Origin of the sequence: Pseudomonas sp. Leaf127, from assembly GCF_001423155.1 — a bacterium.
Taxonomy (GTDB): domain Bacteria; phylum Pseudomonadota; class Gammaproteobacteria; order Pseudomonadales; family Pseudomonadaceae; genus Aquipseudomonas; species Aquipseudomonas ovata.
The window spans coordinates 653,627-665,314 of record NZ_LMOA01000022.1; the positions used below are offsets into that span (position 1 = coordinate 653,627).

Annotated in this window: 9 protein-coding genes and 2 pseudogenes; 9 read left to right on the forward strand and 2 right to left on the reverse strand. The window is 62.1% G+C overall.

Going from position 1 to position 11,688, the window contains the following annotated elements; translation table 11 throughout:
* The first annotated feature begins 202 nt into the window (after positions 1–202).
* The 9 genes and pseudogenes from cobG (at position 203) to ASF84_RS20800 (ending at position 8,161) form a co-directional block, all read left to right on the forward strand.
* Positions 203–1,546, forward strand: a complete 1,344-nt coding sequence (cobG, locus tag ASF84_RS20765) for a precorrin-3B synthase (RefSeq protein WP_082481743.1) — start codon at positions 203–205, stop codon at positions 1,544–1,546.
* Positions 1,539–2,165 (forward strand): precorrin-8X methylmutase, encoded by a 627-nt coding sequence (locus ASF84_RS20770; RefSeq protein WP_056840724.1) that lies wholly within the window; start codon positions 1,539–1,541, stop codon positions 2,163–2,165. Before cobG ends, ASF84_RS20770 begins: the two co-directional genes overlap by 8 nt.
* On the forward strand, positions 2,165–2,896 hold the full coding sequence (locus ASF84_RS20775; RefSeq protein WP_056840725.1) for a precorrin-2 C(20)-methyltransferase: 732 nt from the start codon (positions 2,165–2,167) through the stop codon (positions 2,894–2,896). Before ASF84_RS20770 ends, ASF84_RS20775 begins: the two co-directional genes overlap by 1 nt.
* Positions 2,896–3,700: pseudogene (locus ASF84_RS30310) on the forward strand (precorrin-3B C(17)-methyltransferase); the annotation flags it as partial. The gene ASF84_RS20775 and the pseudogene ASF84_RS30310, both read left to right, overlap by 1 nt.
* 41 nt (positions 3,701–3,741) lie before the next feature.
* A pseudogene (gene cobJ / locus ASF84_RS30315) lies at positions 3,742–4,569 on the forward strand (precorrin-3B C(17)-methyltransferase); the annotation flags it as partial.
* Between the two features lie 394 nt (positions 4,570–4,963).
* Positions 4,964–5,803, forward strand: coding sequence for a hypothetical protein (locus tag ASF84_RS20785; protein ID WP_156684317.1), 840 nt, complete (start codon positions 4,964–4,966; stop codon positions 5,801–5,803).
* Positions 5,804–5,873: 70 nt separating this feature from the next.
* Positions 5,874–6,584 (forward strand): hypothetical protein, encoded by a 711-nt coding sequence (locus tag ASF84_RS20790; RefSeq protein ID WP_056840728.1) that lies wholly within the window; start codon positions 5,874–5,876, stop codon positions 6,582–6,584.
* Positions 6,565–7,218, forward strand: coding sequence for a hypothetical protein (locus ASF84_RS20795; protein ID WP_056840729.1), 654 nt, complete (start codon positions 6,565–6,567; stop codon positions 7,216–7,218). Before ASF84_RS20790 ends, ASF84_RS20795 begins: the two co-directional genes overlap by 20 nt.
* A 280-nt stretch (positions 7,219–7,498) precedes the next feature.
* Positions 7,499–8,161 carry a hypothetical protein gene (locus ASF84_RS20800; RefSeq protein ID WP_056840730.1) on the forward strand — a complete coding sequence of 221 codons (663 nt, stop codon included), beginning with the start codon at positions 7,499–7,501 and terminating at the stop codon, positions 8,159–8,161.
* Between the two features lie 37 nt (positions 8,162–8,198).
* On the opposite strand, the gene ASF84_RS20805 is transcribed toward ASF84_RS20800, so the two are convergent.
* Both ASF84_RS20805 and ASF84_RS20810 read right to left on the reverse strand, forming a co-directional pair.
* Positions 8,199–8,798 carry a MarC family protein gene (locus ASF84_RS20805; RefSeq protein WP_056840731.1) on the reverse strand — a complete coding sequence of 200 codons (600 nt, stop codon included), beginning with the start codon at positions 8,796–8,798 and terminating at the stop codon, positions 8,199–8,201.
* 51 nt (positions 8,799–8,849) lie between these two features.
* Positions 8,850–11,624: a hybrid sensor histidine kinase/response regulator gene (locus ASF84_RS20810; RefSeq protein WP_056840732.1), complete on the reverse strand. Its 2,775-nt coding sequence runs from the start codon at positions 11,622–11,624 to the stop codon at positions 8,850–8,852.
* Positions 11,625–11,688: the final 64 nt, after the last annotated feature.

Consider the following 11,688-nt stretch of genomic DNA (forward strand, 5'->3'; position numbering starts at 1 on the left):
GGCACATGTGGGCACCTCTAAAAACTACCTGCGTTGTCATCGCTGCGTTAAAAACAGGCTCAAAATGCTCATTTACAACCTGTAAACTCCGCTTTTTCGCCTGTTTTTGCCTTGCGCTGACTGCCTCGCCTACGTTTTTAGAGGCACCCATGTGTCTGCCGCATTCCCCTGTCTTATCCCGCAAGTTCGCATCGGTGACCCCTTGAACGAGCCGCAGTCCGTTCGCCCTGCAATCGCCACACCGCGCCCCTCGGCCTGTCCGGGGTTGCTGCGTATCGTCGCGGCGCGCGACGGTGGCATCTGTCGCATCAAGCTGGCCGGTGGCGTGCTTGGCCAGGCGCAGGCGCTGGCGGTGGCCACGGCGGCCGAGCAACATGCCCAAGGCGTGATCGAGCTGACCAATCGGGCCAACCTGCAGATTCGCGGCATCGACGGCGATCACCAGGTTCTGGCCGGCGAGCTGATGGCCGCCGGCTGCGGCCCGGCCAACCCGGCCAGCGACGATGTGCGCAACCTGATGCTCAGCCCCACGGCCGGGCTTGACCCATTGATGCTGTGCGATACCCGGCCGCTGGCGGCGCAAGTGCTGGCCTCGCTGGAAAACCGTCCGCGCCTGCATGAACTGTCAGCCAAGTTCGCCGTGTCGCTGGACGGCGGCGAAGGCCTGGCGATGCTCGAACATCATCACGACTTGTGGTTGTCGGCCTTGATGCTCGACAGTCAGCCATGGCTGGGCTTCGGTCTGGCCGGTTGCCCGGCACACGACCGGCCGCTGGCAGCGGTGCCGCTGGCGCAGGGGCATGACCTGGTGATGGCCGTGCTGACGCTGTTCCTGGACCTGGCGCGGCCCGATCAGGCGCGCATGCGTCAGTTGTTGCAGGACGTGCCGGCCGAGGCCTTCTTGCAGCACCTGGCGCCGCGTCTCGACCCGCCGCTGCGCCGCGATGCGGCGGTGTGCGGCTGGCAGCGTCCAGCGGCAGCAGACGGCCGGCATCTGGGCCTTTATCCACAGGCGCAGGCCGGGCAGGTGGCCGTGGGTGCCGCCCCGCCACTGGGACGGCTGGACAGCGAGTTGCTGCGCAAGGTTGCCCGTCTGGCCGAGGCGTATGGCGATGCCAGCCTGCACTTGACCCCTTGGCAAAGCCTGTTGCTGCCCAACGTGCCGGCCACCCGCGCACCGGCCTTGCTGGCGGCCTTGCAGGCGGCCGGGCTGCTGACCGATGTCGCACAGCCCCTGGCGCGGCTGGTGGCCTGCACGGGCTCGGCCGGTTGCGCCAAGGGCCTGGCCGACACCAAGGCCGATGCCCTGGCCCTGGCCGGGCACCTGCCGGCGGATACGGGCGCGCACCTGAGCGGTTGTTCGCGTTCATGTGCCTGTGCCCACGTGGCGCCGCTGACCCTGCTGGCAGTGGCCCCCGGCCTTTATGATCTTTACCAGCGAGACGCGCAGCACCCGGGCTTCGGTGTGCTGCGCGCCCGCCACCTTACAATTGACGCAGCCGGCGCATTTTTGAACGCCGGCTCAGGAGCTGCACTGCATGATTGATTACATCCGCGATGGTCAGGAAATTTATCGCAATTCCTTCGCGATCATCCGCGCCGAAGCGCGGCTGGAGACCATTCCCGCCGACCTGGAAAAACTCGCCGTGCGAGTGATTCATGCCTGCGGCATGGTCGATGTGATCGAACACCTGCGCTTTTCCGAGGGGGCTGGCGCCGCCGGCCGCCAGGCGCTGGCCGCCGGGGCGCCGATCCTGTGCGATGCGCGCATGGTCTCCGAGGGCATTACCCGTTCGCGGCTGCCGGCCAATAACCCGATCATCTGCACCCTGCACGACGACGGCGTGCCGGAACTGGCCAAGGCCCTGGGCAACACCCGTTCGGCAGTGGCCCTGGAGCGTTGGCGCGAGCACCTCGAAGGCAGCGTGGTGGTGATCGGCAACGCGCCGACCGCCCTGTTCTACCTGCTGGAGATGCTCGATGCCGGCGCACCGAAGCCTGCGTTGATCATCGGCTTTCCGGTGGGCTTTGTCGGCGCGGCCGAGTCCAAGGCGATGCTGGCGGCCGACAGTCGTGGCGTGCCGTTCGTGATCGTCGAAGGCCGGCGCGGTGGCAGCGCCATGGCGGTGGCGGCGGTCAACGCCCTGGCCACGGAGGTCGAGTGATGCAGGCGCGTGGCAAACTGATCGGGCTGGGCGTGGGCCCCGGCGACCCGGAGCTGATTACCGTCAAGGCCCTGCGCCTGCTGCGCGAGTCGCCGGTGGTGGCGTATTTCGTGGCCAAGGGCAAGAAGGGCAATGCCTTCGGCATCATCGAAGGGCATCTGCAGGAAGCCCAGACCCTGCTGCCACTGGTGTACCCGGTGACCACCGAGGCGCTGCCTGCACCGCTTTCATATGAACAGGTGATCAGCGATTTCTACGACCAGGCCAGTCTGGACGTGGCCGCGCACCTGGATGCCGGACGCGACGTGGCGGTGATCTGCGAAGGCGATCCGTTCTTCTATGGCTCCTACATGTACCTGCACGATCGCCTGGCCGAACAGTACCTGGCCGAGGTGATCCCTGGCGTGTGCTCGATGCTCGGCGGCGCCTCGGTGCTGGGTGTGCCGCTGGTATACCGCAACCAGAGCCTGTCGGTGCTGTCGGGGGTGCTGGCGCATGACGAACTCAAGCACAAGCTGGCCGATGCCGACGCCGCGGTGATCATGAAACTGGGGCGCAACTTTCCCAAGGTGCGCCAGGTGCTGGCCGAGCTGGGACTGGCGAGCCGGGCCTTGTACGTCGAGCGGGCCACCATGAGTAACCAGAAGATCGTGCCACTCGATGAGGTCGACCCGATGTCGTCGCCGTACTTCTCGTTGATCATTGTTCCCGGTGAAAGGTGGCAAGGCTGATGGCCCATAACCTCCCGGCCCTGGTCATCCTCGGCAACGGCAGCCTGGCCACGGCGCAACGTATCCAGCAGTTGTATCCGGGCGCGCGGGTCCATGGCCTGAGCGAGCGGGTGCAAGGCGCCGACGTCACTTACGACGACTTTGGCGCGACCCTGCGTCAGCTGTATCAACAGAACACGCCCATCATCGCCTTGTGTGCGGCCGGTATCGTGATTCGTACGCTCGCGCCGTTGCTGCTGGAAAAGGGCGCCGAGCCGCCGGTGCTGGCCGTGGCCGAGGACGGCAGCGCCGTGGTGCCGCTGCTGGGCGGGCTGGGCGGGGTCAACGTCATGGCCCGCACGATCGCCGCGCACCTGCAGGTGACCCCGGCGATTACCACCAGTGGCGAGCTGCGTTTTGGCACCTGCCTGCTCAACCCGCCCGAGGGCTACGTGCTGGGCGACCTGGAGCAGGGCAAGCGCTTTGTCTCTGACCTGCTGGCCGGTGAAACGGTGCGCATCGAAGGCCAGGCCCCCTGGCTGGGCGCGGCGCGCCTGCCCGAAGATCCACAGGCCGCCCGCTCGATCCATGTTGGCCATGCCGAGCGCGCGCCGGCCGCCGATGAGCTGCTGATCTACCCGCGCAATGTACTGGTGGAGGTCGGGCAGGTCACCGATGACCTGGCGGTTCGTGTACGCACAGCCTTGCATCAGGACGGCATTGCCGCGCAGTCGCTGGCCTGCCTGCTGGGTGACATTTCATCGATGGCTGATGCGCGGCTGCACCAGGCCGCTGCCGACTTGCAGGTGCCGGTGCGGTTTGGCCAGGCAGACGTACCGTTGCAGATGTCCCGGCATGACGGGCTGGCCATTGGTGTAGGCGCCGCACCGCTGGATGTCGAGCGTATCGGCCAGCGCCGGGGGCGGCTGGCGGTCATCGGCCTGGGGCCGGGCGCGGCCGAACTGATGGTGCCGGCGGTCAAGGCCGAGCTGGCCCGCGCCACGGATGTGCTGGGCTATGAAACCTATGTGCGCATGGCCGGCCCCTTCCGTGAGGACCAGGTGCTGCACTGCACTGATAACCGCGAAGAAATGCAGCGCGCCCGGCATGCTTTTGAACTGGCGGCACAAGGCCGTTCGGTGGTGGTGGTGTCATCCGGCGACCCGGGCGTGTTTGCCATGGCCGCCGCCGTGCTCGAAGCCCTGCATGAAGTGGCGGACGATGCCGCCCATGCCGACTGGCATGCCGTCGAGCTGCAAATGCTGCCCGGTGTCTCGGCCAGCCTGGCCACCGCCGCCCAGGCCGGCGCGCCGCTGGGGCATGATTTCTGTGTGATGTCGCTGTCGGACAACCTCAAGCCCTGGGACATCATCGAACGCCGCCTGGACCTCGCGGCCCAGGCCGACCTGGCGCTGGCCTTCTACAACCCCATCTCCCGCTCGCGCCCCTGGCAACTGGGCCGGGCGCTGGAAATCGTGCGCCAGCACCGCACCCCAGAGACGCCTGTGACCCTGGGCCGCGACATCGGCCGCCCCGGCCAGACCCTGCGCATCATCACGCTGGGCGAACTGACCCCCGAACAGGTCGACATGCGCACCATGGTGCTGATCGGCTCGTCCACCACCTGCACCTTTGCCCGCGCCGGTGGCGGGCAATGGGTGTATACGCCGCGCTGGTATGGCGCCAAGCCGTAACGTGTGAATGACTAAATTGTTTCTGCGCCCCTCGCCCCTGGCCGGTTACGCCAACAGGGACGAGGGTGTGTAGGGCGATTCTTACAGGCAGTGTGCGGATTGTTTCTATTGTGCGTCAGGCGCTGTAGTCATGCATTGTTGTTTATGGATGTTGTGCAGGTAATTATTCCGTCTTGTTTGAAGTTGAGGGTGCGGATACCTTGAGGGAAATGCAGGAGGGCGTGACGGATCAATGGCTTGCGGCGGCAAGATGGCGTTAGTGCACTAAGTTGTTTTTTTGGTGGGTGGATATAATTTGTTACGCGTTATGGGTTGTTACGTTAATTGTGGGCGGCTAGTTTTCAGGGGCGGCCAGTAGAGCCGTTAACCCAAATAACGTTGCAAGGAATGCACCATGAAGAATAATTACAACACCGCCCCTACTAAAGAAGAATCGATCAATTATTTTAAGGGATTGCCCCCTTGTCCCCAGGTCGTCAGCGAGTCTGGCGCACGCAGTGCGCGGCTGATGGAGGGTCGCCCTCAAGGCGTGCCGGGCGCATCAGGCATGATGGATGTTCAATCCGATGACAGCGGCAATGACCTGGCGTCAGTCGGTACCGACGAATCGGTGGTGATCGCTTTCGCCGACGGCGTCAGCCCGGAAAACCGTAGCGCGGTACTGCTGAGCATGAAGTTTGCCGAAGCGGCCGCCCGCGCGCAGGATAACGGTAATCTGGACCGTCTCCAATGGCTGGAAAACTATGAAAAGGCCATGTTTCATGGTGGTTGGCTGGGCCTGGGAGGCAAGCACCTCACTGAGTTTTCGAGCAGTGACGTATCACTGACGATGGATTCGCTGGTCATTGACCTGATTGGTGCGATCGCCGGCCCGAACAAGGCCGCTGTACTTCAGTTGCTGAGCCTGACGCTGGACAAGCTGCAGGGCGATGACGCACTGATGAAGCTGTTTGAACAAAACAGCAAGAAAGGCACGATCTCTAGTTTCCGCATCATGCCGTGCCTGGAGTCGCCTACCGGTATTCCCGTCACTTATCTCCTGGCCCTGGAAGTGGACCATGCCTCGTATACGGGCGGGGCCCTGTTCTGGAAGTGGTCGGTGTCGCGCCTGAGTATCCGCGAGCTGGTGTCCGGTCTCAATTTCGACCTGGCATCGCACAACGACAACAAACACCTGATGCGCGATTACATCAAAGGCAACGCAGAGGACTTCTTCGCCGGCCTGCCACGGTAATTATGCTTGAGCGCTCAGGCCTTGTGTCAACGGGCCTGGGCGTTTCATGGGCTTATACAGGATGAATGCAATGGAATGTGCAAGTGCCAGGCTGGTCGCGGGCGAACTGTTGTTGATCAGTGACGCTTCTGATTCGAAACGGGCTATCGACGTTCAGGAGATTCTGCTCTCCTCTCAACTGTATGCAGATTTTAAATGTGTCGGTTCCAATAAGTTCACGTCGCCAAAAGAGTGGCGTAAGTATTACGCAGACGCTTTGCTTCATGCACGGTGGACGATCATCGATGATCAGGATTACAAGACCCAGCCGCAGGACACTGCGGCACTCAGTCTTGAGGCCATGATCGAGGACTATTTGCTGAAGCAGTTGGCGGCTGTCGAGGCTGATGCGTTCAGGCAGCTATTCAAGCACATGGCCGGTCTGGCAGAAACGGATCCGATCACCCTGCAACTGTATCAGCATGGCCTGAAGACGTCTGACGACGACGGGGGGGCTTCAACCTTCAGCTTGCAATTCAGCGTCTTTGACGCCCCAACGCAAATGGTGTCTTTGTTCTTGACGTTCACAACCACTGAAACTGTCGGTTCGACTCCATTGAGTCAGGCTTTTGCCGGGCGTCACATAGTGGGCGATATCGAGGCGTTTGTTTCCAGGCGCACATGGAATGCCGGTAATTATGAAGCGATACGTAAGAGCATCCGGGATTTCCTGAATGGCAGGCAGACCTCATTGATACTGCCCATCCCTTGTGAGGTGCCTGATGACATCGATCAGGCCTGAAGGGCAACCGGAGGTCTTGTGGGGGGGCAACAGCCTGGTGTCGTTCGATTCGGGCATGCCTGAGTCGATGCGCAGGGATCTTCTCGATTGCCTGAGGTATTGCGAAATCAGGGCCAATGAAAAACATGACCGACAGGAGGCCTGGACACGCTGGATCAATGCTTATCAAGGCGGCCTTTTCAAGCACGGATTTACGCTCAGCGGGGTGCTGCCCCATGACATTCTGACCGTCAACGATGCGGCTGAGCTGAGGTCAGCAATCAGCACCATCATCCAGGCTGCGGGGCACGAAGCGTTGTCCGGGCTCGCCAGCCAGGCACTGGAGCGCATGCTGGGCAACGCTCATGCACAATCGTTTTTCAACGACTGGTTCACGGCGGGACGAAGCGAAAGCATGCAGGTAGTGCCTTGTGGCCTTCAGCCAGCAGAGGTTGTCGATGTGATGATCTGTGGTCTGAAAATGCAGACTCAAACGACCGATGGATCGTGGTTCGCAAGGGCGACATCAAGCATGACGATCACCATCGATGGCGGTGCCTTTCGCTATTCGGCTCAAGCCTATGCGCCCTACCGTGAAAAGATCCGCCAACGACTGCGAGACGAGTCGTTGAATTACTTCAATCGTCTGCCCTGAAGCGACAAGGAGGGGTGTTGGAACATGATCTTCAGGGGGCGTCGAATGGACTCGACGTGCCTTGGAGCCTGCTGTTGTAAATAGCTCGCTTGGTACTTCCAAATCGTGTGTTAACAAGAAACATGCTTTTGCTTCAAAAGATCGCCTGCAACTTCTGTGGCGTCGTTCGCTCAGCGTCCTGCGCTGTCGTATTGAGGTTCCAGCACGTTATGGCAACACAGTTCAAACAAAAAATTGCCAGGCTGTTTTCACAGGTGGCTTATCAAGGAGGAGGTGATTCATGAGCACGCAATCGAATGAAGTGATCGTCAATGCCGGTTGCCTGATGTTTTTTCAAGGGGTGCCCGGTTGTCGGGATATTCTGGATTCCACGCTGTATGCGCAGTTGAGCGCTTCGAAAAAATACTCGCGTTTTACCGATTACCCGCGCTGGCAGCAGACCTGGTTGAAGTCGGCGCGGCGGTTTGGCTGGAAGTTGCTCGCCAGTGAAAGTTACGAGCAGGCAGTGCCTTGTCTACAGGCGGGCAATCTCTGGGACTGGGTCAGTGCATTGTGCCCATCATCCGTCGACCCGGCGTTGCTCGACAATTGCAGGGTGGCCTTGAGCCGCTGCTCGATCGAACAGGCAGGTTTCACGCTGCTGGCCGACCAGGTTCTGGGGCGCGGCGCCATGACCTTAAGTCTGCAGGTGGGGCTGGTTGCCGAAGACGGCACCCTGGTGCTCTTGCAGATCCACTTCGACCATGATTGCCCCATGGACGCCAGCAAACTGTTTGGCGCCTGGAGCAGCAAGGCGGTCAAGGGCAATATCGTCATGAGCGTGCACCGACTGCAATTGTCCGAAGATATCTATGGCCCTTTACGCATGGCATTCGCCATGGCCCTGCGTGAACATCGTCATGATCTGGTCTGCCCGTTGTTCGCACCCGGGCAGGCCGCCTGAGCGTTGCCGGTTACATGTGCCGTCGGGACGAAAAGACTCAGGTTGTCACCAGATACCCCCTGATCCCGGTAAAGATGATCTGCGCTGCCAGGGCGCAGACGAACAGCCCCATCAGCCGGCTGACAATCTGCAAGCCCTGGTCGCCCAGCAGGCGTTCGATGCGGTTGGCCATGAACAGCACCAGGCCCACGGTCAGGCTCGCCAGGGCGATGCTCAACAGCGCAGTGATCTTGTCATCCCAGTGCGGCTGGCTGACCCCCATGACCAGCAAAGCACCGATGGTGCCGGGGCCGACGGTGATGGGAATGGTCAGCGGCACGATGCTGACATCCTGTTGAATGTTATCGGTCTGCACCGCCGACTTGCCCTGTGCCATGCCCAGCGCCGAGATGAACAGCACGGTGCCGGCGCCAATCCGGAACGCATCGACGGTGATGCCGAACAGATCGAAGATGACCCGGCCGAACAGGTACAGCAACACACTGGACACCAGGGTCGCCAGGGCGACCTTCCAGGCCAGGCGCTTCTGCTCCTTGCGCGAATGGCCACGGGTCAGGCTGATGAAACAGGACAAAACGAAGAACGGGCTATAAAGCACCAGCATCTTCAGGTACACGCTGGACAGCACATGGAGCATGGTTCGCGCTCGCGAGGGGGAGGGTGCGCGCAGTCTACCAGCGGTCGGTCTTCAGTTCTGCTGCTGGGTCAGGCTGCGTGCCTGGTTACGCTGGGCCAGCCAGAATTCGATCTGCTCGCGCAGTTGTGACAACTCCACCGGCTTGGACATGTGACCGTCCATGCCGGCCTGGCGGGCGCGGTCCTTGTGTTCGGTCAGGATGTGCGCGGTCAGCGCCACGATCGGGGTGCGTACCCGCTGGTTACCCACTTCCCAGGCCCGCAGTTGCTCGGTGGCCGAGAAACCGTCGAGCACCGGCATTTCGCAATCCATCAGCACCAGGTCATAGCGCTGGGCCTTCATCGCCCGCAGCGCTTCCTCGCCGTTGCTGGCCGTGTCGGGCTTGAGGTTGAGCTTGCCCAGCATGCCGCGAATCACCTTGGTCGAAATGGTGTTGTCTTCGGCCACCAGGATGCGGAAGTCGCTGGGCACGCTGATCGGGCTGACCAGAACCTGCGCCTGCTCGGGCGAGGCGTAGGCGCCCCCCTTGTTCAACTGCGTCAGTTCGTCGGCCAGGGTGGTCTTGAGCGTGTAGCCGGCCACCGGCTTGGCCAGGATGCGCTTGATCCCGGCGTTGCGGGCGATGATCTTGCTCGGGGCGTTGCTGATGCCGGTGAGCATGATCAGCAGGATGTCGTGGTTCAGGCTCGGGTCTTCCTTGATCTTGGCCGCCAGTTGCATGCCGGTCATGCCGGGCATGTTCTGGTCGAGCAAGACCACGTCGAAATAGTCACGCAAGTGCGCCTTGGTGCGCAGCAACGCCAGGGCCTCTTTGCCGGAGGCCACGGCGCTGACGTTCAGGCCCCACGCCGAGCACTGTTGCACCAGCACCTTGCGGCAGGTGTCGTTGTCATCGACCACCAGCAGGCGCGCGTCCTTGAGCGGGCTGTCCAGGTCCAGGGTCGGCTGTTCCAGCAGGTGGGCGGGCAACGGCAGGCTCAGCCACAGGGTATTGCCCAGGCCTGCGCTGTTCTGGATGCCGAAGTCGCCGTCCATGAGCATGATCAGTTGCCGGGCAATCACCAGTCCCATGTGCCCGCCCAGCTTGCTGGAGGCCAGGAAATTCTTGCTGTGCAGCTCGGTGTGCAGCAGCGCCTCGCGTTCTTCGCTCGACAGCGCTTCGCCGGTGTCCTGCACGGCAATGCGCAGGCGCGGCTTGCCGGCGCGGCTGTCGAGGGCCGCCACCAGCAGGATTTCACCCCCCTCGGTCTTTTTCAGGGCGTTTTCCAGCAGACTCAGCAGGGTCTGGCGCAGCCGCGTCGGATCGCCACTGATGACCCGTGGCACCTGGGGCTGAACCAGACTGATCAGCTCGACATTCTGTTGCTCGGCCTTGGCCCGGAAGATGTTCAGGCAGTCTTCGATCAGGGCGCTGATATCGAACTGCACGTCGTCCAGTTCGATCTGCCCGGATTCAAGCTTGGTGATGTCGAGGATTTCGTTGATCAGGCTCAGCAGTTCGTTGCCAGCGGTGTGGATGGTCTGCACGTAATCGCGCTGCTTGACCGACAGCGGCGTGTCCAGCAGCAGCTCGGTCATGCCCAGCACGCCGTTCATGGGGGTGCGGATCTCGTGGCTGATCTTGGCCAGAAACTCGGCCTTGGCGTTGATTTCTGCCGTGCTGGCGGCTTCGTCGCGGCTGATGCTGAACTTGTCCTGGGCAATGCTGCGCTGGCGCTCGCTCATGGCGGTGTTCATCAACAGGCCACTGATGCAGAACACGCCCAGCAGAATCAGGATCAGCCACTGCGGCGGGATCAGGCTCAGCCACAGCATGCCGGGCAGCAGCACCATGAAGCCCAGCGTGAAGATCACCATCGACAACACGAACAGCCGCGCGGAGCGATAGCCGGTGAGCCAGTGCCAGATCGACACCCCGAGAATGCTCAGGATGGTCAGGCTGACCAGCAGGAAGGTGATCAGGTTGATTGCCAGATGATTGCCCGCCAGCACCAGCAGCGCACCGAGTGCCATCAGGACCCCGTCAACCAACAGCAGGCGATCAAGCGCGTGGGCCTTGCGATGGGCGAAGAAGCAAAAGGTGTACATCAGGCCGGTGATGGCCGCGACCAACAGCGCCAGATGCGCGCTGGGCGTCTGCGGGATGTGCCAGCTGTCGAATACGTTGAGCCGGTTGAGCAGCAGCAGGGCGCTGAGCGCCAGCAGGGCTTCGCACGCCGCCAGCCACAGGTTGGTGCGTGAGCGGCTATGGGTGTAGCGGGCGATGTTCTGCAGGATCAGCATGCCCAGCAGCCCGAACATCAGCCCGGCCAGAAACGGCTCATGCTCGTTGGCGGCGCTGTCGATGGCCGGTTGCAGGCTGATATCAGGACGCATGTTCTGGGTCGAGACCAGGCGCAGGTACAGGTCCAGTGGCGCATCGCTTTGCGGCACGGGCAGGAGGAAGTCGTTGGAGGGCAGGCGCTGACTGTCTTTGGGCACCGTATTGCCGGTGCGCTGCTGGTCGATCAGGTGTTCGCCCTTGAACACGTACAGATCGGCGCTGGCCAGGTCCGGGGCAAAAATGCGCAGCAATTGTTCATGGTTACCAGGTTGCAGCCGGTAGTGCAGCCACAAGGCGCTGTCGCGGCCGGCGGCGGTGATGCTGTCAGGTTCGCGCGGGCTGAACTGGTTCTGGTGCTGCGCGGCACGGACTTCGTCGATCGGCAGGTTGCCCTTGTCGTCGAGCAGGGTTGACCAGCCGGTTGTCGCTGCCTGGGCGGACAACAACACAATCAGCGACAGCAGGCCAACGGTTGAAGCTATGGCAATCCTGAGCCAGCGCACGGCGAAATCCCTTCGTGAATGAATGCCTGAAAACATGCGCGGTGCGGGTACAGCCTGCCAGCCC

Bases quoted from the DNA above. Each gene is read 5' to 3' on its own strand.
- ASF84_RS20770 (WP_056840724.1), top strand. From the start codon at position 1,539: ATGATTGATTACATCCGCGATGGTCAGGAAATTTATCGCAATTCCTTC.
- ASF84_RS20785 (WP_156684317.1), top strand. From the start codon at position 4,964: ATGAAGAATAATTACAACACCGCCCCTACTAAAGAAGAATCGATCAAT.
- ASF84_RS20800 (WP_056840730.1), top strand. From the start codon at position 7,499: ATGAGCACGCAATCGAATGAAGTGATCGTCAATGCCGGTTGCCTGATG.
- ASF84_RS20805 (WP_056840731.1), bottom strand. From the start codon at position 8,798: ATGCTCCATGTGCTGTCCAGCGTGTACCTGAAGATGCTGGTGCTTTAT.
- ASF84_RS20790 (WP_056840728.1), top strand. From the start codon at position 5,874: ATGGAATGTGCAAGTGCCAGGCTGGTCGCGGGCGAACTGTTGTTGATC.
- ASF84_RS20775 (WP_056840725.1), top strand. From the start codon at position 2,165: ATGCAGGCGCGTGGCAAACTGATCGGGCTGGGCGTGGGCCCCGGCGAC.
- ASF84_RS20795 (WP_056840729.1), top strand. From the start codon at position 6,565: ATGACATCGATCAGGCCTGAAGGGCAACCGGAGGTCTTGTGGGGGGGC.